This window comes from Stenotrophomonas sp. 116085_Sma (assembly GCF_056479585.1).
Map to the genome: position 1 here is coordinate 2,071,409 of NZ_CM151057.1, position 22,272 is coordinate 2,093,680.

Consider the following 22,272-nt stretch of genomic DNA (forward strand, 5'->3'; position numbering starts at 1 on the left):
GTGTCCCTGCGCCCCTTCCTGCTGCCGTCCCTGCTGCTGTTGTCCGCCTGTGCCAGTGCCCCCCCACCGCCACCGGCCCATTCCGATGCGCTGTGGCGATTGATTGAACGTGATTGCCGTGGCGCCGAAGGCCCGCGGGGTGACTGTCTGCAGGTGGACGCTGCGGCGGATCGCCGCGATGTGCTGGTCAAGGACGCGCACGGTGACTACCAGTTCCTGCTGATGCCGCTGGACAAGGTCAGCGGCATCGAGAACCTCGCCCTGTACCAGCGCGGAGCGCCGAATTACTTTGCCGCAGCCTGGCAGGCCCGCAGCCATACCGAGCGGGCTCTGGGCCAACCACTGCCACGCAGCGTTGCCAGCCTGGCACTGAATTCCCCCCACGGCCGCTCGCAGCACCAGCTGCACATCCACGTCGACTGCCTGCGCGCCGATGTGCTGCAGGCCCTGGATGCACATGCCGGTGCCCTGGGCGCCCGGTGGGCGCCACTGCCGGTGCTGCTGCGCGGCCATCAGTACCAGGCCCGGCTGCTGCCGGGCACGGAGTTGACCGCCAATCCGCTCAACCTGCTCGCCTACGACCTGAGCGGCGTGGATGACGTCGGCCAATGGAGCCTGGTGGTGGCTGGCCGGGACAACGTGCAGGCTGGACCGGGCTTCATCCTGCTCGCCACCCGCGTCGACGCGGGTAGCGGCAACGAGGCCAGTGGCGAAGAGCTGCAGGATCACGCCTGTACAGTCCTGACCGGTGCTGGCGACGCGCTGGAGCGGGTGCGCTAACCCGCTGCAAGCTGGTGGCTGCGCCAGATCGGCGCAGTCAGCGCCAATAGCTGGCGGTCCTGCCAGCCCTCCGGACCCAGGTGCTGGTCGCGCAGCACGCCTTCCTGTTCAAAGCCACGGGCGCGAAGCGCGTGGGCAAACGGGGCGCCGCAGTCGGGCGGCAACATCACGAACAGGCGGTGCAGGCCGACATCCTCGAACAGGAACGGGCACAGGGCCCGCAGGGTCGCATCGGTGTGGGGATGCCAATGCTGCAGTGACAGCAGCTCGGCGCAGCGTGAATGCAGTGAATGCAGGCGGACGTGCAACTGGTCCAGCACGGTGCCGTGTTCGTCGTCGAAGACGCCCAGCATCAGCTGGTCGTTGTCCTGCTCAAGGCGCGAGCGGTGCATGTGCGCCAGGAAGCGGGCTTCTTCGTCGATGCCGGGTTGAAGATGCCGGCCGCGGCGGCGGCGGTCGTCGAACAGGCGCCAGCTCGGCAGGTCGGTGCGCTGGAACGGGCGAAGGGTGACCGGAGCCACCTGCAGCTGCAGCAGATGGCGGCGCGACACAGGGCGCAGGGCGGGGAGCACGGATGTGGGATACGGGGTCATCATCCCCGGAACGATGGCAATGCCTGGTTTGCGAGACCATTCAAAAGATTGCAAAAACGCGACGATCAGCGGGCGGAGCCTGATTCGGTTCAGGCATAAGTCCATCAGGGCTGGTCATTTCCGTTGAAACCACCCATTCAGGACACTTTCGTTACGGGATCGTTATGTGCCGCACAGGCCTCCGACCCCGTACCACCCGCCCAACTCCCCCAGGAAGCCCATGTCTGCCTCTCACAAGGCGCTGCGCCCGCGTCCGCTGGTGCTCGCGCTGTCGTCCCTGATGCTGCTCTCGTTGCCGGCCTTCGCGCAGGAAAGCGCACCCACGTCGTTGCAGGAAGTGAAGGTCACCGGCTCGCGCATTCCGCGCGCCAGCGTCGAGGGGCCATCCCCGGTGACGGTGATCAGCCGCGAGCAGATCGACGCGCAGGGCTACCGCAATGCGTTCGACGCGCTGAGCGCCCTGACCGAAAACACCGGCAACGTGCAGGGCGAGGACTTCGGCAACACCTTCACTCCGGCGGCCAACACCATCAATCTGCGGGGGCTGGGTCCGAACCGCACGCTGGTGCTGGTCAACGGCCGCCGCCAGGCCGACTACCCGCTGGCCTACGAGGGCTCGGTGAACGTGGTCAACCTGGCCAACATTCCCAGCGCCCTGATCGAGCGCATCGAGGTGCTCGCCGCGGGTGCGTCGGCGGTGTATGGCTCCGATGCCATCGCCGGCGTGGTCAACATCATCCTCAAGGACCGCTTTGAAGGCGTGGACGTGAATGTGCGCGCCGGCGGCACCCAGCAGGGCGGGGGTGACAACCAGCGCGCGCAGGTGGTCGGTGGCAGTTCCGGCGAGCGTTGGGATGCGCTGTTCGGCTTCGAGTTCGACGTGCGCAAGGCGATCCACGCGCGCCAGCGCGACTTCATGGATTCACTGGACGATGATCCGGCCGGCAAAGCGCCGCAGGCGACCGCGATCGCCTATCGCCGCAATGCTGCCACCGGCCGCAACATCGATCCTGGCGTGAGTGGCTGCGACGCGGCGTCGGACATCTATGGCGGCAGCGTGTTCCGCGCCTTCAACCCGCGTCAGGGCTGGTACTGCGGCAGCAACGAGGCCACCGCCAGCTACTGGACGGTGCAGACCGAGAAGCGCAACCTCAACGGCTACGGCCTGCTGACCTTCCACGTCAACGAGACCACCGACCTGTTCGCCGATCTGGCCGTGGGCAGCGCACGCATCACCAACAACACCCGTGCGCCCACCTGGACCTCGGCCCGCAACTACTTCTACAACCAGACCACCGGCAACCTGGAAAGCTGGTACCGCCGCTTTGCACCCGAGGAAATCGGTGGCCTGCCGCGCAATGCCAACCGTTTCCTGGAAAATTCCTGGTCGTTCAACGTCGGCGCGCGCGGCCAGATCGGTGACAGTGGCTGGGATTATGAAGCGGTCTACAGCCGCTCACGCTACGAAAACCGCACCCGTCGCCCGGTGCTGCTGGCCGGCATCAATGAATACCTGCTGGGCCCGAAGCTGGGCGTGCGCAATGGCGTGGAGGTCTATGCGCCGGACCCGGCGCGCCTGTTCCAGCCGCTGAGCCCGAACGAGTACCAGGACCTGTCCGGCTACCAGGAGAGCCGCAACGCGGCGTGGCTGCAGACCTTCAGCGCCAGCGTCAACGGCCGGTTGTTCGCACTGCCCGGTGGCGACGCCGCGCTGGCTGCGGTGGTCGAGGCCGGCAGCCAGGGTTACCGCAACCGCCCGGACCCGCACCTGGGCACCGGCGAGTTCTGGAACACCAGCGCCGGCATCGGTGCCGGGGGCGAGCGCGACCGCTATGCCGCCGGCGTGGAGCTGCAGCTGCCGTTGCTGCAGTCGCTGACCACCACCCTGGCCGGTCGCTATGATCAGTATCGTGCCGGCGGCGAGCACATCGGCAAGGCGACCTGGAGCTTCGGCGTCGAGTTCCGCCCGATCGAGAGCCTGTTGATCCGTGGTACGGCGGCGACCAGTTTCCGGGCGCCGGACATGAACTACGTATTCGCCACCGAAACCCGCGGCTACAACCCGGGCATGACCGATTACTGGCGCTGCCGCACCGCAGGCCAGTCGTACGACAACTGTGACTACAACGGCCTGTCGATCGACTACAGCAACCGTGCCAACCCGCAGCTGCAGCCGGAATCGGCCAAGTCGTATGGCTTCGGCGTGGTCTGGTCGCCGCTGGCTGGCCTGGATTTCAGCGCCGACTACTACGACATCCGCATCGACAACGAGGTGACCAGCCTCGATACCAGCCGCATCCTGCGTGACGAGGCCGATTGCCGGTTGGGAAAAACGCTGGGTGGTGAGGCGCGTGACATCGGCTCACCGCTGTGCCAGGACGCGCTGTCGCGGGTGATCCGTAATCCGTCCAATGCCACGGTGCAGCCGGACCAGGTGACCCGCGTGCTGATCAACCCGATCAACGCCGCCTCCGAGTCGGTGCGCGGTCTGGACCTGAAGGGCAACTGGCGTTTCGATGCCGGTCGCTATGGCCACTTCACCACGCGCCTGGCCTACACGCTGGTGCTGGAGCACACGTACCGGCAGTTCTCCGACGACCCCGAGCGCGACATCCGCAATTCGCTGGATGACTACCAGTGGCGCAGCAAGGCCAACGGCAGCATCACCTGGAACCAGGGCGACTGGACCACCACCCTGTACGGCAATCGTTTCGGCTCACTGCCGAAGACCGATGGCAGTGGCCGCATCGCGCCGTACATGACCTACAACGCCAGTGTCTTCCGCCAGTTCGGCGAGAACCTGTCGGTGGGCGTGATCGTCAACAACCTGCGTGACAGCCGCCCGCCGGCGGACAAGAACGGAGGCGGCTGGCCGTTCTACCCTGTTGGCAACTACGACCCGTACGGCCGCCAGTACTGGGTGCAGCTGGATTACCGGTTCCGTTGAACCGGCAGGCGAATGAAAGGCCCGGCAATGCCGGGCTTTTCTTTGTGCACCGCACCGGTGCTGCCACTGCGCGCATGGCATGCTGTGGCGCTACCCGGAGGAGGATGCGCATGGATGTCAGGGTGTGGAGCGTGATTGCCGTGCTGGCCATTGCCGGTTGCAGCAGCAAGCAGGCGGCCAGCGTGGATGATGCTGCGACCTAAGGTGCACTGTCAGCGGAAAAGAGCGACGTGATCCTGGGCTCGGACAACGCCTTCGCGCAGGCGATCAGCCAGCTCGAGCGGGATGCGGCGGGCCAACCGGAAGTGCAGGACCTGACCAGGCTCTACAGGACGGCCGCGACCCGGCTCATCGGCAGCGACGGCACGCTGGTGTCTTTTGCCTGTGGCTACAGCCTGTGTGTCGGCGAGATCCGAAGCCGTACCGATGACGATTTCAATGCCTGGTCCGAGGCGATCGGCATGGACAAGGCAGCCCCGGTCTACAGCCTGGCGACGGCACCGATGACATGGGGCAGGGACCAGCGTGGTGGGCGCTTCGTATTCTCGGTGGATCCGTCAGCCAACGCGATCTCGAGCCGGTGATCCGGTCGCGCCCCGCCGCGTGCCAGCGTCAGCGTCAGGGCAGCGCCTGCTGCAGGTACGATTCGATGACGTAGCTGAAGGGCTGCTGCTGGCGGTCGCGCAGCAGGGCGCGCACCTCCAGGATCACGCCGTGGTCGCCTTCGCCGCGTGGCGGCCAGAAGGTCTGGTCGGCCAGGGTCTGGCGCTGGAAGCCGAGCGGGCCAACCACACGGCCGAAGGGTTCGTCGGTGCTGTCCAGCACCTGGTTCATGGCAGGGCTGAGATGCTCCGGCAGGTACCAGTTGTCGGCCTCGGAGAGGACGCGGCTGCCACAGACCAGCTGTACGCGGCGGTAGCGCAGCTCGGCGCCGGGTGCCGCACCCAGTGCCTGCAGTACGTCGGCCGGGGCCGGCTTGTCCTGGCCGTGCACACGCACCGCGCGCACCCGCGCCTGTTCGGCCAGGCCGTGTTCGGCGCACCAGTGTTCCAAAGTGGCGGTGGCGCTCTGCCCGGACAGCACGCGCTGGTGCAGGCGCTCGACCAGTGCAGCAGGGGCGATGCGCTGCTGGCCGGGCGGTGACTGCAGCGGCGCGGCAGCCGCGGCATCGGTGGCGGACAGGCTGGCGATCGGGGCGGCGGCAAGCAGGGACGCGGCCTGCCAGCGGCGGAGACGATCGTGGCGGTCGGACGGGCCCATGCGGCATCACAGCGGAAACAGGCGCCCATGGTACCCGTTCAGGCGTGTGCACGGCGTGGCTGCGACCGGTTGTCGCAGGGCAATCATCGTTCTGGTGAATGTGTGCCATCCAGATATTTCGTTGGCCGATGGCTGTGCCGAGGCGCACGATGGCGCCATTCTTGGCTTTCCGGGAGTTCCCGATGACCCTCCAGTTCGTCCATGGCGGTGTGGACCGCAACGGTATGCCACTGCATTTCCATATCCGTGATGGCCGCATCAGCGGCCTCAATGCAGATGACAGGCCTGCTGATGGGGCGGATTGCATCGACCTGGAGGGTCTCGCGGTCCTGCCCGGCCTGGTGGACGGCCATATCCACCTGGACAAGAGCTTCGTCGGTGACCAGTGGCACCCACACCAGCCTGTGAACAGCCTGCGTGAACGGTTGGCGGTGGAAAAGGCGGCGGTGGCCGGCGCAGCACCGATGGTGGATCGCGCCGAGGCCTTGATCCGCCAGTGCAGCGGCTTCGGCACGGTGGCGATGCGCTGCCATGTCGATATCGATGGCGGCACCGGACTGCGCCACCTTGAAGCGGTGCGCGAGGCAGCACTGCGCTGCGCCGACATCATGCGCATCCAGCTGGTGGCGTTCCCGCAGGCAGGCGTGATGTCCTGTGCGGGCACCGCCGCTGTGCTGGAGCAGGCGATTGCGGCGGGCGTGGAAGTGCTGGGCGGAATTGATCCGACCACCCTCGATGGCGATGCCGAAGGCCAGTTGGCAGTGCTGTTCGGCCTGGCCGAGCGCTATGGCGTGCAATTGGACATCCATCTGCATGAGCCGGGCGAGACCGGTCTGGCCCAGTTGCTGCGCATTGCCGCGCGCACCCGGGCTGCCGGTCTACGGGGGCGCGTTGCTGTCAGCCATGCCTATTCGTTGGGCGAGGTGCCTCTGGCGCGCGCGCTGCAGGTGGGCGAAGCGCTTGCCACGGCCGGCGTGGCAATCATGAGCAATGCACCCGGCGATCATCCATTCCCACCGCTGCGCGCGCTGCATGATGCTGGTGTGCGCGTGTTCGCCGGCAACGACAACATCCGCGACTGCTGGTGGCCCTATGGCAATGGCGACCTGCTGCAGCGGGCGATGCTGCTCGGCTATCGCTCGGGCTTCTACACCGATGACGACCTGATGCTGGCGCTGGACATGGTCACCACCCATGCCGCGCAGGTGATCGGTCTGCCGCGCTACGGTATTGCCGAAGGCCTGCCGGCCACGTTCGTGGCGGTGCGCGCCGACCACGGCCCGGCCGCGGTGGCTGCGGTGCCGGTGGAGCGCCGCGTGGTGGTTGATGGTCGCTGGCTGTAGATCCACGCCGCGCCAACCCCCTTGTAGCGCCGAGCCATGCCCGGCGGCATTCAGGCGTAATCGTCGGCGCGGGTAGCGACGAATTCTTCCAGCCATGCCAGCAGATGTGCGATGTCGATGACCTCGCCCTGTTCGACGCGCTTGAGCAGCAGCGTGCTGGCGCCGATCTGCAGGCTGCTGTCGGCATAGCGCAGCACTGCATCGATGCCCCAGGCATCGGTGACCTGCATCCAGGCCAGGCCAGGCACGCGTTGCGCCAGAGTGTCACCGAACGCGACGCCCAGGGCTTCCCAGCCATCGCAGTCGTCACGATCGATCAGCTCGGCATCGACCACGCGCTGCAGGGTTGTGGCCGCCAGCGGCCACTGCACCGGCAACGTCGGGAAGCCCACAGCCACGCGCGCGGCGATCAGCGAGCGCTGGTGCTGCAGATGCGTCTGCAGGGCCGCGGGTAGGGGATCGAAGCGGGTCGAGGGTTGGTCGGACATGGCGAGGCGCCGTGGAGCACGGAAACAACGGGCACTGTACGAGGCGATGATGCCTGCCGTGCGGCAGGATTGATCAGATATCGATGATCAATGCGCGAGATCCACGCACATGGGGTCAGATCCGTTTTCCGTAGGAAAACGGATCTGACCCCACGCCAGGCAATGCGGCTGTCGAGGTTGCCGGCCAGCGGCCGGCAACACCTCAGGTGCGGTGGTCAATCCGGTTCGTGCTGTACCTGCCGCCACAGCTCGCTGGCCAGTGCCCGCACCGCATCATCGGCATCGGCACGATGCAGCAGGCCGATCTCGTAGTTGTCGATCACCGGCAGGTCACGCTCGCCATCGATGATGCGGTGCTCGCGGGTGACTGCGCGACGCGGCAGCAGGCTGATGCCGATGCCATCGGCCACCGCGCCCTGGATGCCACTCAGCGACGAACTGGTGAAGGCAATGCGCCAACGCAGGCCCAAGGCCTCCACGGCGTGGATCATCTCGTCGCGGTACAGCCCTCGCGGCGGGAAGGTGACCAGCGGCAGCGGCTCCTGCTGCAGGCAGCTGCTGCGCAGGCTGTCGATCCAGTGCATCGGCTCGCGCCGGCAATGCACCGCCTGGCGGCTGTTGCGGCGCTGCTTGACCAGCACCAGGTCCAGCTCGCCGTGGTCGAAGCCGTGCGCCAGGTCACGGCTCAGCCCGCTGCTGATCTCCAGCTTCACCTGCGGGTGGCGGCGGCTGAAAGCGGCCAGCATGCGGGTGGTCTGCGGGTTGACGAAGTCCTCCGGCACGCCGATGCGCACGGCGGTTTCCACCGTTGCGCCGGCCAGGGCTTGGGCCATTTCGTCGTTCAGATCCAGCATGCGCCGCGCGTAGCCGAGCAGGGTGTGGCCGGCGTCAGTGGGGTGCACGTCGCGGTGGCCGCGCTCAAGCAGGCGATGCCCGGCCAGTTCCTCCAGCCGGCGTACCTTCTGGCTGACCGTGGACTGGGTCGAATGCAGGCGCGTGGCCGCCGTGGTGAAGCTGCCGCAGTCGGCGACCATCACCAGCGCCCGAAGCAGGTCCAGCTCGAACAGAGTTCTATTCGATTTGGAACTGTCTTGCATTTGAACATTTCACTTCTGGATACCGAGGCCGACTTCTACCATGCGGGACGGGGGCCGGCAATGCCCGGCTGTTGCTACCGTCACGCTGCGTTCCGTGGCGACGGACATGAGGAGACACTGCCATGCGCTTCCGTCGTTCCCTTCGCTGGCCCGCACCTATGGCGCGCATGCTGCTGCTATGCCTTCTGGCCATGGTCACCCCTGCCTGCACTGCGACCCCCAAGGCTGATGGGGGGATCCGACTGCGCGATGCCGCCAGCCGTGGCGACGCCGATGCCGTACGCGAGGCGATCGAGCAGGGGGCCGATCTGGAGGCGCGTGACGGCCAGGGCCGCTCCGCGTTGTTACTGGCGACCCATGGCAACCACGTGGATGCCGCGCGCGAGTTGATCGAGGCCGGTGCCGACGTCAACGCCAAGGATGCGCTGCAGGACAGCGCCTACCTGTACGCCGGCGCGCGTGGCCTTGACGAGATTCTGGCGATGACCCTGGCGCATGGTGCCGATCTTCGCAGCACCAACCGCTATGGCGGAACCGCGCTGATTCCCGCCGCCGAGCGCGGCCATGTCGCCACCGTGCGCACGCTGCTGCGGGCCGGCGTGGCGGTGGACCATGTCAACCGCCTGCACTGGACCGCGCTGCTGGAAGCGATCCTGCTCGGCGACGGCGGTGCGCGCCATGCACAGATCGTGCAGCTGCTGCTGGAGGCCGGTGCCGACCCGGAGCTGGCCGACGGTGATGGCGTTACACCGCTGGCCCATGCCCGTCAGCGCGGCTATACCGACATTGAAACGCTGCTGCGCCAGCACGGCGCAACGCGCTGATACAGAGCCCCTTCCACCCCGCACGCTGGTCGTGCCCACCAGGATGCTGTCCATGTTCCGTTCCCGTCCGTTGTCCCTCGCCATCCTTCTTGCGGTGGCACCGCTGTCGGCTTCTGCCGCCGAGCGCGCCGACCTGTTGATCCGCAACGCCACCGTGGTCGATGTCGAGCACGCCAGCACCGTGGCCGGGCAGAGTGTGGTGATCCGTGGCGAGGACATCGTCGCCGTCGGCCCGGACGCGCAGCTGCGCAGCCAGTGGAGCGCCGCCCGCCAGATCGACGCCAAGGGCAAGTACCTGATCCCCGGCCTGTGGGACATGCATGTGCACTTCGGTGGTGGCCCGGCGCTGATCGAGGAGAACAAGGCGCTGCTGCCGCTGTACATCGCGCACGGCATCACCACCGTGCGTGACTGCTCAGGCGACCTGCCCGGGCAGGTGCTGCAGTGGCGTGGCGAGATCGCCAAGGGCACGCTGTTCGGCCCGCGCCTGCTCAGTTCGGGCGCGAAGATCGAAGGCATCAAGCCGGTCTGGAAGGGCACCATCGAGGTGGGCAGTGAGGCCGATGTCGACAAGGCCATCACTCGCCTGCAGCACGACAAGGTCGACTTCGTGAAGATCACCGACAGCACGCTGAAGCCGGAACTGTTCCTGTACTCGGCCAGTGCGGCGCGCAAGGCGGGCTTCAAGGCGTCGGGCCATATTCCGATGGCGTTGACGGTGGAGCAGGCGGTCGATGCCGGCCTGGCTTCGATCGAGCACCTGGACTACGCGTTCAAGGCCGGCAGCAGGGACGAGGCGCAGATCGCCGCCGACTTCGGCGCCGGCCGCATCGACCGCGCCGAAGCCAACCGCCGCCTCGACGCCAGCTTCGACCGGGACACCGCGATGCACGCCTACCGTGATTTCGCCAAGCGCGGCGTGTTCGTAACCCCGACCCTCAACGGTGGCCGCATCCTGGATTTCCTTGACCAGGACGACCATGCCAACGATCCGTACCTGGCCTACATCGGTCCGGGCCTGCGCGCGACCTACCAGTGGCGCGTGGACCGTGCAGCGAAGGCGACGCCGGCACAGATCGAAGCGCGCCACGCGCAGTACCACCAGGTAGCGGCCGTGCTGCCGTTGCTGCAGGAGGCGGGCGTGACGATCATTGCCGGCACCGATGCGGGCTTCCTCAACTCGTTCAACTTCCCGGGCATCGCCCTGCACCAGGAACTGCAGCTGTTCGTGAAGGAAGGGCTGAGCGCGCCGCAGGCATTGTCGGCGGCGACCCTTTCCGGACCGGCCTGGTTCGGCCAGATGGACCGCTATGGTGGTGTCGCGCAGGGCAAGGCTGCCGACCTGGTACTGCTGACCGCCAACCCGCTGCAGGACATCGCCGCCACCGAGAAGATCGACAGCGTGATCCTGCGCGGCAACGTGTATGACCGCGCCGCGCTGGACAGGATGCTGGCTGATACCAAGGCCAAGGTGGCCGCGTGGAATGCCGAGGCTGCCAAGGCCAACTGATGCCCCCGGGGTCGGATTCCTTTCCTTCGGAAAGGGATCCGACCCCGACCGACGCCCTTGCTTCCGGCACGGGAAGGATCGGGCATGAGCGCCTAGCATGGTGGCCGGTTCCCGTTCGACGCCGTGCATGTCCGTTGCCCCCGCCTGTGTGTTGCCTGCCCCCGAAGCACCGTTGTCGTTGCCGCGCCCACGCGTGGTCATGCTGGGATTGTGGGCGCTGCTGATCGCCACCGCGGTGCCGGCGGTGCACCTGAGCCAGCAACCGGGTGGTCTGGTTCCAGCGGCGTTGTTCATCGTCGGTGCCGAGCTGCCCTGGATGCTGGCGACGCCAGCGCTGTGGGCGGCCTGCTGGCGCTGGCCCTTGCCGGGACGGCGCCCCCTGATCGGCTGGTTGTTGCTGGGCCTGCTGCTGACACCGGCATTGACTGCGCTGGGCTGGGGGCTGGGCCATCTGCTGCTGCAGCTGTGGCAGGCGCAGCCGCTGCCGTCGTCGCGCCACGTGGCCCGAGCAATCGGCGTTACCACGTTGTTCGCCTTTCCCACCTTCATCGCAGTGGCCGGTACCGGTCACGGCCTGGCCTGGTTGCAGCGGCTGAACGCGCAATCGCAGGCCCTGCGACTTGCCCGCGAGGTCGCACTGCGACAACACCTCCAGCACCATTTCCTGTTCAACGCACTCAATGCCATCGGTGGCCTGGCGCTGCTGCGTCCACTGGCGGCGGACGCGGCCCTGGTGCAGTTGTCCTCGTTGCTGCGCGACACCCTGCAATGCCCGGCGCAACGTCCGCTGGCGGATGAGCTGGGCGCTGTACAGGATTACGTGTCCCTGCAGTCGCTGTTGCATGACGAGGCGTTGCATCTGCACCTGCAGGCCAGCGCCGAGGCCCTGCACTGGCCGGTGCCGGGGCTGCTGCTGCAGCCGCTGATCGAGAACGCCGTGCTGCATAGTGGCTGGCAGGCGGGGGATCCTCGTCTGCAGATCGAGCTGAAAGCGGAGGTGCAGGGTAGCGGGTTGGAGGTGGCCGTGTTCAATCCCTGCCTGCGTCCTGCGCGCAACGAAGGCCTCGGCAGTGGCCTGGCCACACTGCAGCGCCGGTTGGCGATGATCGGCGGCCATGTGCAGGCCGGCCACAGCGGCAGCGGCTACAGAGTCTGCCTGTTCCTGCCGGAACCGATGGCATGATGCGCCCGTTGAGCGTGCTGCTGGTGGATGACGTGGCATTGGCGCGTCACCGCCTGCGTGAGCTGCTGGCGCACATTCCGCAGGTCAGGGTCGATGCTGAAGCGGCCAGGCTGGACCACGCACGCAAGCACCTGCAGGGGCGGCGCTTCGATCTGTTGCTGCTGGATCTGGTACTGCCCGATGGCCGCGGCTGGGAACTGCCGGCGCAGCAGCCTGCACTGGCTGCGCACACCATCTTCGTGACCGCACTGCCACAGCATGCGCTGCAGGCTTTCGAGCTGGGGGTGGCCGACTATCTGCTCAAGCCGGTCGCGCTGCCACGACTACAGGAAGCGATCACGCGGGTGCGTCGCCTGGCCGGGCTGCTCGACGATGGGCAGGCCAATACGCAGGTTCTGGCCGTGCCGGCGGTGGGTGGAACACAGTACGTACCGTTGGCGCAGATCGACTACATCGACATGGCCGGGCACTATGCGTGTGTCCACGTCGGGCAGCGCCTGCATCTGCTGCGCGAGACGATCGCGCGGTTGGCCGAGCGCCTGGCGCCGGGCGGCCTGCTGCGCGTGCATCGCTCGGTGCTGGTCAATCCGTTGCGCGTGCAGGGCGTGGTCGAGCGTCACAACGGGGATGCGCTGCTTGAGCTGGCCGGGGGCGCGCAGGTGCCGGTCAGTCGCAGCTATCGCACCGCCTTGGCGTCCGCTCTGGACGCGCGGCTGAAACACCGTTGAGGCCAGCCGCGGCACGGTTGGCACCATCGACGCCGGTTCCTGCGGTACATGCCGCTCCCTCCGGGCACCCTCTCCCTTTTGCGGACGAGGGCAGGACATGCGGAAACGAGCGGGGTGGGGATGGTTGCTGAGTGCGCTGGCGATTCCGGCGATGGCCGATGTCCGCGTTGAGGTTGATGACCAGCACGGGCGTGCCGATCGTATTCCGGTGATCAAGGTCGAGGGCCTTGCCGTCGCCGAGACGGTGCGCCTGCGCCTGTCGATGCAGGACAGCCGGGGCCAGCGCTGGCAGTCAGAGGCCGTGCTGCGTGCCGATCTGCGTGGCCAGGTCGATACCACCGGCAGCGGATCGGAGCAGGGCAGCTACCGGGGCATCGATGCGGGCGGACTGATCTGGTCGATGCAGCCGCAGCAGAGGCGCGCCAGTGCAATGCCGCTGAATTGGCGACGCGCGGCCGATGGCATGGGCTTCCTGCCGCAGACGTTCGAACTGGAGGTTGAGCGGGCCGGTTCGGTCGTTGCACGGCAGACCCTGCAACGTCACCTGATGCTGCCTGGGGTGCGGGTGCAACGGGTCGATATCGGCGGGCGCGAGGCGCGTCTGTACCTGCCAGCGGACAGGCCCGCCCGGACACGAGGGCCGGCGCTGGTGACGCTGGGTGGCGCGGAAGGCGGCTTCGAGGGCGGCGACCAGTACGCCGCCTGGTTGGCCAGCAACGGCTACATCGCCGTGTCGATTGCGTGGTATCGCGGGCCCGGTGTGCCCAAGGATCTGATTGACGTGCCGCTGGAGACCGTTCGTGATGCGGTGCACTGGCTTCAGCGGCAGCCTGGCGTGGATCCGCAGCGGGTCGGTCTGCTGGGCGGTTCCTGGGGCGGGATCGCAACCATGGCCACCGCCGTCCATCTGCCCACGCTGCGCGCGGCGGTGTCCTGGGTTGGCAGCCCGGCTCCGTTCCGTGGCATTGCGCGCGACGTTGCCCCGGCCGATTTCAGGGCCGTGGATCGCTCACCCCTGAGTTGGCAGGGCAAACCGCTGGCGTGGCTGCCGTATCGGGAGGATGTGGACTGGGGACGGCCGGGGCCGCAGTGGGCGCCTGCATTGCAGGCGGCGATGCTGCCGATCGAAACGATCGCTGCACGGACATTGTGGGTGGGAGGCGGCGATGACCGCCTGGGCGACTCCGGCGTGATGATGGCCGTTGCCCAGCGTCGGTTGGCCGAAGCAGGGCGAGGTGATCGCGACCGGTTCCTCTACTACCCCGATGCGGGGCATCTGATCACGCCGATTCTTCAGCCGAGCTCCCATCGCCATGACGTGGGTCCGTTCCTTGAAGTCGGGGGCACCGCCGAAGGCCATGCGCGCGCCGACCGTGAAGTGGGCCCGGCCGTGCTGGCGTTCCTGGCCGAGGCGTTGTGAGCGGGTGCTAATGCGTTGCCGGCCGCATGCCGTGCAACTGCGGAAGTGCGGCCTTCATCGCTTCGATGAAGGCGCGCAGCCGTGGCGGCTGCTGGCGCGCGGCAGGAAACACGACGTGTACCGGCAGTGCCGGCGCCTGCCAGTCCGGCAGCAGCTGCACCAGGCGCCCTTGTGCCAGGTCCTCGGCAACCAGCCAGGCCGAGACCACCGCCGCGCCCAGCCCGGCGCGTGCAGCCTGCTGCACCACGAACAGGTTGTCGCTGAGCAGGCGTGGGCTGATCGAAAGGGTGTGCGCACGCCCCTGCGCGTCGTGCAGCAGCAGGCGTTCGCGGTAGTAGGTGACCAGCGAGATCCACGGTAGGGACTGCGCCTGTTCCGGCGTACTCACCGCAGTGTCCTGCACCAGCGACGGCGCCGCTACGACGATGCGCGGCACCTCGGCCAGTGGCAGTGCCACCATGCGCGGCTCGTCGACAGGGCCCACCCGCACCGCGCAGTCGATGCCTTCTGCGATGAAATCCGGGCGACGATCTTCAAGGATCCACTCCAGGCTCAGCTGCGGGTGCTCGGCGAGGAATGCGAGCATGGTCGGCAGCAGCTGCGCCTGGCCAAAGGCGTGCGGCACCATCACCCGCAGGCGTCCGCGCAGCGTTTCTGGTTCGCCCTGGAGTTCGGCCTGCAGCGACTCCCATTCGTCGACCACGCGCTGCGCATGACGCTGGCAGCGCAGCCCGTCCTCGGTCAGTTGCAGGCCATGGGTGGAGCGCCGCAGCAGGCGCAGGCCCAGCTGCCGCTCCAGTGCCTGCAGGCGGCGGCTGACGGTGGGCTGGGTGGTTCCCAGCTGCACGGCTGCGGCCGACAGGCTGCCGGCATCGACGATGCGCAGGAAGGTACGCAGCAAGTCCAGGCGATCGGCGCCGGTGGCGAGGTCTGTCATGCGCAGAGCGTATGAAGGGTATGCGAATCAGCCTGCTACAGACGTTGGGTGAATATCGGCACGATACGCCCACTTCCTCCACCGGACTTCCCCATGTCTACCCCCTCGCTGTCCGTCGCCGCACCCGCGACCGCGCCTTCCACCCCATTGGTGCTGGCGATGGCGGCCGGTGCCGGCTTCTCTGTGGCCTCGCTCTACTACAGCCAACCGATGCTGGGCCTGATCGCCCAGGATCTCGGCGCGGGGGAGCGCGCGGCCGGCCTGGTGCCGACCCTGACCCAGCTGGGGTATGCGCTGGGCATCCTGCTGCTGGCACCGTTGGGTGACCGTTTCGACCGCCGTACCCTGATCCTGTTGAAATCCGCGCTGCTGGCGCTGGCACTGGGCGCGGCAGCGATGGCCGGGCACCTGCCGGGCCTGCTGATGGCCAGCCTGCTGGTGGGGCTGATGGCCACGCTGGCGCAGGACATCGTGCCGGCCGCTGCGGTGCTGGCGCCGGATGCGCAGCGCGGGCAGATCGTCGGCCGGGTGATGACCGGCCTGTTGCTTGGCATCCTGCTGTCACGGGTGGTCAGTGGCGTGGTGGCCGAGGCGTGGGGCTGGCGTACCCAGTTCGTGCTGGCTGCGTTGTCGGTGGCGGCGATGGGCGCGGTGATGGCGCGTGCGCTGCCGCGTTTTGCACCGACCAGCACGCTGCGCTATCCGGCATTGTTGGGTTCGTTGCTGGCGTTGTGGCGCGAGCAGCCGCAGCTGCGCCGTGCGGTGGCCAGCCAGTCGTTGCTGGCGGTGGGCTTCAGCGCGTTCTGGTCGACCCTGGCGCTGATGCTGCATGCACGGTTGGGGCTGGGTAGTGCCGCAGCGGGTGCATTCGGCATCGCCGGTGCGGCCGGTGCGCTGGCCGCACCGTTCGCCGGCCGCTTCGCCGATCGATTGGGGTGCCACGCGGTGGCGCGGCTGGCGATCGCGGTGGCGCTGCTGGGTTTCGGCCTGCTGCTGGCCGAGACCTGGCTGCCGGCCGTCGCGCTGCTGCCGCTGCTGGTGGTGAGCGCGCTGCTGTTCGACTTCGGGTTCCAGTCGGCGCTGGTGGCGCACCAGACGCTGGTCTACGGCCTGGTGCCGCCGGCACGCAGTCGCCTCAATGCGCTGCTGTTCACTGGCATGTTCATCGGTATGGCGGCAGGTGGCGCGCTGGGCAGCCTGGCGCTGGCGCAGTGGGGATGGCACGGCGTGGCCTGGGTGGCGGTGGTGTGTGCGGGCGGCAGCCTGCTGCTGCGTTTGAAGTAAGGGGGGGCGTTCGGCAGGGCTTGCAGCCCTGCACCTGCTGGGAGCCGGAGCCACAGCAACATCAACATCAACAGCGTGGATTCCGTGGGATGGTGGGGCGGTGTCGGAGTGCGGGGACGCCGCAAGTACGTCCGTGTAGGCTTGGCAGCCGCATCCATGCGGCCGACACCCCGCACTCCGACACCGTCCCACCTCTGACAGATTCTCGCGGCTGTTGGTGGGTGTCGACCTTGGTCGACACCTCTGTCAGATATCGAATGAGTCATCCACGCATGGCGCGGATCTACTGTGTCGACCAAGGTCGACACCCACCAGGGCAATATGCCGTACCGACAGCCCGCAGAGATCTGTCGAAGGCGGGGTGGGTCCGTTTGCGGGGGGCGTGAGCCGCATGGGCCCGAGGCATGCCTCGGGCGGGTTTGGCAGGACGCCCAACCCCGGTCTTGCCGTGTGCGCGGGACTGCGCACACGAGCAAGCGGCGACCGAGCTTACATGGACGTACTTGCAGCGCCTCCGCAACCGGACCCACCCCGCCTGCCCACAGGAGTCCGCTTTTGCTTCAGCTGTTGCTGTTGCTCCGGCTTCCAGCAGGTGCAGGGCCGCAGGCCCTGCCGAACAACCCCCTAATCGTGACCGCTGTCGTCCAGGCTGATGATGCCGCGCCGCAGTGCCTGGGTGACCGCATGCGTGCGGTCACCGACGCCGAGCTTGTCCATCAGGCTCTTCATGTGCGCCTTTACGGTCTGCTCGGAAATCTGCATGCGCTCGCCGATGCGCTTGTTCGACAGCCCGCCGGCGACATGACGCAGTACCTCGGTCTCGCGGGGCGACAAGCGGTCTTCCACCACGTGCGCGGCGATGCTGGCGGCCACCGCCGGGGGAATCGGTGCGCGCCGGCCGCCGGCGACCATGCGAATGGTGTCGACCAGCTCGTGGCGCAGCATGTCCTTAAGCAGGTAGGCGCTGGCGCCGGCCTGCAGCGCCCGCACCGCGCGCACATCGCCGCGGTAGGTGGTCAGCACGATGATGCGCGCACGCGGGTCCATCGCGCGGATCCGCACGATTGCTTCGACGCCATCCAGGCGTGGCATCTGCAGGTCCATCAGCACCACGTCCGGCTGCAGCTGCTGGTAGCGTGCGATGGCTTCCTCGCCATCGGCGGCCTCGCCGAGCAGGCGCAGGTCGGAATGGGCGCCCAGCAGCGCCGCCAGGCCGTCACGCAGCAACGGGTGGTCGTCGACCACCAGCACGCCGATCGGGGCAGGGTTCTCAGTCATGGTTTGCTTTACTCCAGGGCCAGCGCCAACGTGAGGGGCGGCGGTGATACAGGCGCCGCGCGGGAACCGCCAGCGCTACTTCCGTACCCAGTCCGGGGCGGGTCCACAGCTGCAGCTCGGCACCGAGCCGCTGTGCACGCTCGCGCATCCCCTGCAGTCCCCAATGGCCGTGCCCAGCGTCTTCATCGGTGATGCCGACACCGTCATCCCGCACGTGCAGCAGGAAGCAGCGCGTGCCGTAGGACAGCTCCACTTCGATCGCGCTGGCATTGGCATGGCGCAGCGCATTGCGGATCGCCTCGCGTCCGATCAGGAACACTTCCTCGGCGGCATCGCTCTGCAGCGGCGGCAGCGCACCTTCCACGGTCAGGCGCAACGGATTGGTACCGTGCCCGGCGTACTCGGCATGCACATCGGCCAGTGCCGAAGCGAGGTCGCGACCCGCGAACGGCCCCTCGCGCAGCGCATTGACCCGCTCGCGACCCTCGGCCAGATTGCGTTCGGCCAGTTGCATCGCTGACTCCAGCTGGCCGCGTACCGGCTCCGGGGTCTGGGGTGACTGGCTGATCGCGTGCAGGCGCAGGATCAGGCCCTGGCTTCCCTGCAGCAGGGTGTCGTGCAGGTCGCGCGCGATGCGTTCGCGCTCGCCGTTGCGTTCCTGCAGGCGCGCGCGGAACAGCGCGGCCAGCTGCCCGCTGCGGATGCGTACCGCCATCACCAGCAGCGCGAGTATCGCGGCTGCGCACAGCAGCTTGAACCACACGGTCTGCATGAAGGTGGGCGCGATACGGAAGCTGCGGCTGGCCGGCGCCGTACTCCAGATGCCGTCTTCATTTGCCGCTTCCACTTCGAAGCGGTAACTGCCCGGCGCCAGGTTGGTGTAGTACGCGCGCGTGCTGCTGCCGGCGTCCTGCCAGCCATCATCGACGCCGGACAGGCGGTAGCGGTAGCGGTTGCGCTCCGGGCGGGCCAGGGACAGGGCCACATAATCAATCTGCAGCTGGCTGGTGCCGGCCGGCAGGCGCAGACCGTCCCGCAGGGGCTGCTGCTCGCTGCCGTACAGCACGTCACCGATGCGCACGCTGGGGGCCATCGCATTGATGTGCGAACGGTGGGTGTCCAGCCAGGCCAGGCCCTGGTTGGTGGCCAGCCACAACAGGCCATCGTCGGCCAGGACAGCCGTGGAGATCGGCCCGCTCTGCAGGGCGATACCCGGCATGCCGTCCACGGCATCGAACAGGCGCGGCGCAACCTGCGATCCCGAGCGCAGTGCGCGGCGCAGCAGGTTGCTTTCCAGCCTTACCAGGCCACGGCTTCCATTCAGCCACAGGTGCCCGTGCGCATCGGCGACCATGCCGGTGATGCCTTCGAGCACCCCAGCCATATCGGTGCGTACCGCGGTGAAACGTCCCTCGCCGATGCGAGCGGCCAGCCCGGCTTCGCCGGCGACCAGCAGCAGGTCCTGGTGATGCAGCATCGCCGTGATCGGCCCCACCGACAGGCCCTGGCTGGCATCGAAGTTCTCGATGCGGTTCGCACTCATCCGGCGCAGGCGGCCGTCGGCATAGCCAAGCAGCAGCTGGCCTTGGGCATCCAGCGCCAGCGACGAGCAGGCCTGCTCGGGCAGGCGGATCTCGCGCTGCCACTGGCCGAGCTGGTAGTGCAGCACCCCGCGTTCGCCGGTGCACACCCAGGCCTGCGCGTCGTCGGGGAACAGCAGCGCATGCAGCGGTTGCCCGGTGAACGGCGCCGGCAGCGGGATCAACGAGGTACGGCCGGCGACCGTGCGCGCAAGATTGACCCAGTCGAACTGCCAGATTGGCGTGGCTGCCTGGCGTGCGGCGGACTGCAGTTGCATGGCGCTGCCATCCAGCAGGGTACGTCCCAGGTCGTACGGCTTGAGGTCTTCGCCGTAGCCATACACGCGGCCATCGCTGGCCCGCACCAGCGAGCGGTAGGGATCACTCGGGCCAACCGCCAGGGTGTGCACGCTGCGTGCGCGGAAGCGGTTGAGGCCGAGATTGGTGCCAACCCAGAGATTGCCTTCGCGATCGACGATGATCGGCACCGCCGAGGTGGCGGTCAGTCCGTGCGGTGAATCGAAGCGCTCCATGCGCACGGCCCGGGTGCCGTCGAAGGTGATGCGGGCGACGCCGCCGTGCGGGCTCATCGTGGCCCACAGCGCGCCATCGGCAGTGAACTGCAGGCGCGCAGCAACCAGTTCCGGAAGACGCCGCGCTTCACGTTCGCCAGCCGCCAACAGGCCCTGCGCGTTGGCCAGGGGGGAGGTGCCGCGCACCCGGTCGGCCAGCCACACTTCACCCTGCGGGCTTTCAGCAAGCGTTGCCATCTGCGAGACGGCGATGCCGGTGTCTTCGAACGCGGGCTGACCGGGCGCACGCATCCAGATCTTCAGGTCGGCCAGTACCCAGAACCTGCCCCGGCTGTCGTGCAGCACCCACTGCACTCGGCGCTCGGGCAGGCCGGCAGCGGCCGGCAGTGGCTGCCAGCGTTGTCCGTCAAAGCGGCGCAGTCCGCCATTGATCGCCGCCCACAGCTGGCCCTCGCGATCCTGGCTGAAGTGCGGGACCACGCCGACCGGCACCCCTTGCTCGTGGCCGTAGCTGTGCAGCCGCCCCTGCGCGAACCGGCTGATGCCGGCCTGGAAGTAGCCGATCCACAGGGCGCCATCGCGGCCCTGTGCCAGCGTGACCATGTTGGTGGACGGGAACTGGTTGTCGACGGGCGCCGCCTGCCGTTCGAAACGACGGCCATCGAAGCGGTACAGGCCCGAGCCCGTGGCCAGCCACAGCAGGCCGTCGCGGTCCTGGCTGATGTCCCAGATGTCGCCTGGAGCGCCCTGGCCGACGCGCCAGGCGGTGTGCTCGTAATCGGGCAGCCCGCCGCTCACTGGCGGGCGCTGCACGGCAAGAGCGGGCAGGGCGGTCAACAGCAGCAGGCACGTCAGCAGCGTCGGCAGGCGACGCAGGAACGGGAAGGGGCAGCCTCGCATGGCGCGCATTCTGGCAGGTGCGGGGCAGTCCCGGGTGACCCGAACGGGGTAGGCGCCCGGCGCCCCGGTCGGCTATCACGCCGACATGTTCCCCGGAGCCCGGCCATGCAGCGCCTGTTCGTGATGTTTCCCGATCGTGGCCCGGGCGTCGGTCTGCTGTGGCTGCGGTTGTGCCTGTCTGCGGCACTGTGCATGCCCGGCACGCATGCGGGTGGGTGGTCGGCGCTGTGCCTGCTGGCAGTGCCGATGCTCATGCTGGGTGTATTGACGCCACTGGCGGTGCCGATAGCGGCCGTGGGCATGCTCGTGCAGCAGGCTCCGTGGCCACAGGTGGTGCTGCCGTTAGCGCTGTTGATGCTTGGTCCTGGCGCCTATTCAGTGGATGCGCGGTTGTTCGGGCGCCGTCTGCTCGGCCGTCGGCCTCCCCCATTCGGGTAGGTGCTGGCCTCGACCGACGGGGGTAGGGCATCGCGCGCACGCGCCGCACCATGGGCCACCCCCTCACGGCGTCCTCGATGGCCACCGTCCTTCCACCTGCCCCCCCCGCCGCGTCGCTGGCACCGCAGCAGGCCGCCGCGTTGCAGCGCGCTCTGCGCTATGTCGATGAACACCTGTCACAGCCGCTGCGGGTCACCGAACTGGCGGCCGCCGCCTGCGTCAGTCGCTTCCATCTGGTGCGCCTGTTCCGCAGCGGTACCGGCGCCAGCCCGCTGCGCTATGTACGCCGCCGCCGTATCGAACGTGCGCGCCAGCTGTTGTCGGCCCAGCATCTGCCGATGTCCTGCCTGGCGCAGCAGCTGGGCTTCTTTGACCAGAGTCATTTCGTCCGCAGCTTCCGCGCAGAGACGGGCTGCAGTCCCGGCCAGTACCTGGCCGGTGATGCCGCCCTCCTGCTTCCCCCAGACCTTGATTCCAACGGAGTCCACGCATGAACCTTGCAACCGCCACGCCCGCTCCTTCCCTGCTGTCACCGACCGACCATGCGCTGGTACTGATCGACTTCCAGTCGCAGATGGCCTTTGCCACCCATACCATCGACATCTCCGCGCTGCGCAACAACGTGGCGCTGATCGGCAAGGGCGCCAAGGGCTTCAACGTACCGGTGCTGTTGACCACGGTGGCCGAAGCCTCGTTCTCCGGCCCGATGTTCCCGGAACTGCCTGCGATCTTCCCGGGCCAGCGTGTGTTCGACCGCACCTCGATGAACACCTGGGAAGACCAGCCGGTGATCGACGAGATCAACCGCATCGGCAAGCGTCGGCTGGTGATGGCCGGGCTGTGGACCAGTGTCTGCATCGTGGGCCCGGCCCTGTCGGCACTGGCGCAGGGCTTCGAGGTCCATGTGATCACCGATGCCTGCGGCGACGTCAGCGAGGAAGCGCACGAGCGCGCGATCACCCGCATGGTGCAGGCCGGTGCGGTGCCGATGACCAGCGTGCAGTACCTGCTGGAGCTGCAGCGCGACTGGGCACGCGGTGAAACCTACGATCTGACCACCGGCATCGCGCGCGATCATGCGGGTGGCTACGGCATCGGCATCCAGTACGCCAAGCGCATGTTCGGCGCGCAGGAAGGCGGGCACTGAGC

The 22,272-nt window shown here is 68.0% G+C and carries 20 protein-coding genes; 13 read left to right on the forward strand and 7 right to left on the reverse strand.

Annotation, left to right across the window (positions count from 1 at the left end; all coding sequences use genetic code 11):
• Entirely contained in the window at positions 1–780 is a 780-nt protein-coding gene (locus ACZK0Z_RS09770; protein WP_049429028.1) for a CDP-diacylglycerol diphosphatase, read from the forward strand.
• Here ACZK0Z_RS09770 and ACZK0Z_RS09775 read toward each other — a convergent pair.
• Positions 777–1,376 carry a GNAT family N-acetyltransferase gene (locus ACZK0Z_RS09775; RefSeq protein ID WP_049429027.1) on the reverse strand — a complete coding sequence of 200 codons (600 nt, stop codon included), beginning with the start codon at positions 1,374–1,376 and terminating at the stop codon, positions 777–779. The genes ACZK0Z_RS09770 and ACZK0Z_RS09775 overlap by 4 nt on opposite strands.
• A gap of 217 nt (positions 1,377–1,593) precedes the next feature.
• Between ACZK0Z_RS09775 and ACZK0Z_RS09780 the strand changes: the two genes are divergently transcribed.
• Together ACZK0Z_RS09780 and ACZK0Z_RS09785 are read left to right on the forward strand one after the other, a co-directional pair.
• The gene (locus ACZK0Z_RS09780) at positions 1,594–4,320 is read left to right on the forward strand and encodes a TonB-dependent receptor plug domain-containing protein (RefSeq protein WP_197632219.1); all 2,727 of its coding nucleotides are present in this window, start codon (positions 1,594–1,596) and stop codon (positions 4,318–4,320) included.
• 230 nt (positions 4,321–4,550) lie between these two features.
• Positions 4,551–4,904: a hypothetical protein gene (locus ACZK0Z_RS09785; RefSeq protein WP_285310246.1), complete on the forward strand. Its 354-nt coding sequence runs from the start codon at positions 4,551–4,553 to the stop codon at positions 4,902–4,904.
• Positions 4,905–4,938: 34 nt separating this feature from the next.
• Here ACZK0Z_RS09785 and ACZK0Z_RS09790 read toward each other — a convergent pair whose 3' ends face one another.
• Entirely contained in the window at positions 4,939–5,580 is a 642-nt protein-coding gene (locus ACZK0Z_RS09790) for a hypothetical protein (RefSeq protein ID WP_049429025.1), read from the reverse strand.
• Positions 5,581–5,762: 182 nt separating this feature from the next.
• Here ACZK0Z_RS09790 and ACZK0Z_RS09795 point away from each other — a divergent pair, with 182 nt between their 5' ends.
• A complete protein-coding gene (locus ACZK0Z_RS09795) occupies positions 5,763–6,923 on the forward strand; it encodes an amidohydrolase family protein (protein WP_197632220.1) in 1,161 nt (386 codons plus the stop codon).
• Between the two features lie 50 nt (positions 6,924–6,973).
• Here the strand turns inward: ACZK0Z_RS09795 and ACZK0Z_RS09800 are convergent, their stop codons facing one another.
• The gene (locus ACZK0Z_RS09800) at positions 6,974–7,411 is read right to left on the reverse strand and encodes a DUF3806 domain-containing protein (RefSeq protein ID WP_049429023.1); all 438 of its coding nucleotides are present in this window, start codon (positions 7,409–7,411) and stop codon (positions 6,974–6,976) included.
• Positions 7,412–7,626: 215 nt separating this feature from the next.
• The gene (locus ACZK0Z_RS09805; protein ID WP_049429022.1) at positions 7,627–8,508 is read right to left on the reverse strand and encodes a LysR substrate-binding domain-containing protein; all 882 of its coding nucleotides are present in this window, start codon (positions 8,506–8,508) and stop codon (positions 7,627–7,629) included.
• Positions 8,509–8,630: 122 nt separating this feature from the next.
• Between ACZK0Z_RS09805 and ACZK0Z_RS09810 the strand changes: the two genes are divergently transcribed.
• From ACZK0Z_RS09810 to ACZK0Z_RS09830, 5 genes are all read left to right on the forward strand, one after another.
• Positions 8,631–9,332, forward strand: a complete 702-nt coding sequence (locus ACZK0Z_RS09810; RefSeq protein ID WP_049429021.1) for an ankyrin repeat domain-containing protein — start codon at positions 8,631–8,633, stop codon at positions 9,330–9,332.
• Between the two features lie 52 nt (positions 9,333–9,384).
• On the forward strand, positions 9,385–10,842 hold the full coding sequence (locus ACZK0Z_RS09815; RefSeq protein WP_197632221.1) for an amidohydrolase family protein: 1,458 nt from the start codon (positions 9,385–9,387) through the stop codon (positions 10,840–10,842).
• Positions 10,843–10,969: 127 nt separating this feature from the next.
• Positions 10,970–12,025: a sensor histidine kinase gene (locus ACZK0Z_RS09820; protein ID WP_414489311.1), complete on the forward strand. Its 1,056-nt coding sequence runs from the start codon at positions 10,970–10,972 to the stop codon at positions 12,023–12,025.
• Entirely contained in the window at positions 12,022–12,753 is a 732-nt protein-coding gene (locus ACZK0Z_RS09825) for a LytR/AlgR family response regulator transcription factor (RefSeq protein ID WP_197632223.1), read from the forward strand. The genes ACZK0Z_RS09820 and ACZK0Z_RS09825 overlap by 4 nt, the downstream gene beginning before the upstream one ends.
• A gap of 97 nt (positions 12,754–12,850) precedes the next feature.
• A complete protein-coding gene (locus tag ACZK0Z_RS09830; protein WP_197632224.1) occupies positions 12,851–14,173 on the forward strand; it encodes an acyl-CoA thioesterase/bile acid-CoA:amino acid N-acyltransferase family protein in 1,323 nt (440 codons plus the stop codon).
• A 7-nt stretch (positions 14,174–14,180) separates the two neighbouring features.
• On the opposite strand, the gene ACZK0Z_RS09835 is transcribed toward ACZK0Z_RS09830, so the two are convergent.
• Positions 14,181–15,110: a LysR family transcriptional regulator gene (locus ACZK0Z_RS09835; RefSeq protein WP_197632225.1), complete on the reverse strand. Its 930-nt coding sequence runs from the start codon at positions 15,108–15,110 to the stop codon at positions 14,181–14,183.
• Between the two features lie 93 nt (positions 15,111–15,203).
• On the opposite strand from ACZK0Z_RS09835, the gene ACZK0Z_RS09840 reads away from it, so the two are divergent.
• Positions 15,204–16,394 carry an MFS transporter gene (locus ACZK0Z_RS09840; RefSeq protein ID WP_197632226.1) on the forward strand — a complete coding sequence of 397 codons (1,191 nt, stop codon included), beginning with the start codon at positions 15,204–15,206 and terminating at the stop codon, positions 16,392–16,394.
• Between the two features lie 624 nt (positions 16,395–17,018).
• Here ACZK0Z_RS09840 and ACZK0Z_RS09845 read toward each other — a convergent pair.
• On the reverse strand, positions 17,019–17,672 hold the full coding sequence (locus ACZK0Z_RS09845) for a response regulator (protein WP_049427795.1): 654 nt from the start codon (positions 17,670–17,672) through the stop codon (positions 17,019–17,021).
• A complete protein-coding gene (locus ACZK0Z_RS09850) occupies positions 17,665–20,694 on the reverse strand; it encodes a sensor histidine kinase (RefSeq protein ID WP_049427793.1) in 3,030 nt (1,009 codons plus the stop codon). Before ACZK0Z_RS09850 ends, ACZK0Z_RS09845 begins: the two co-directional genes overlap by 8 nt.
• A 96-nt stretch (positions 20,695–20,790) precedes the next feature.
• Here ACZK0Z_RS09850 and ACZK0Z_RS09855 point away from each other — a divergent pair, with 96 nt between their 5' ends.
• Genes ACZK0Z_RS09855 through ACZK0Z_RS09865 form a run of 3 tightly spaced genes read left to right on the forward strand, consistent with a single transcriptional unit; the run spans position 20,791 to position 22,270 of the window.
• Positions 20,791–21,123, forward strand: a complete 333-nt coding sequence (locus tag ACZK0Z_RS09855; RefSeq protein ID WP_049427791.1) for a hypothetical protein — start codon at positions 20,791–20,793, stop codon at positions 21,121–21,123.
• A gap of 50 nt (positions 21,124–21,173) precedes the next feature.
• Complete coding sequence (locus ACZK0Z_RS09860) at positions 21,174–21,617, forward strand: helix-turn-helix transcriptional regulator (protein ID WP_053091927.1); 444 nt, start codon at positions 21,174–21,176, stop codon at positions 21,615–21,617.
• Positions 21,614–22,270, forward strand: coding sequence for a hydrolase (locus ACZK0Z_RS09865; RefSeq protein WP_049427787.1), 657 nt, complete (start codon positions 21,614–21,616; stop codon positions 22,268–22,270). Before ACZK0Z_RS09860 ends, ACZK0Z_RS09865 begins: the two co-directional genes overlap by 4 nt.
• Positions 22,271–22,272: the final 2 nt, after the last annotated feature.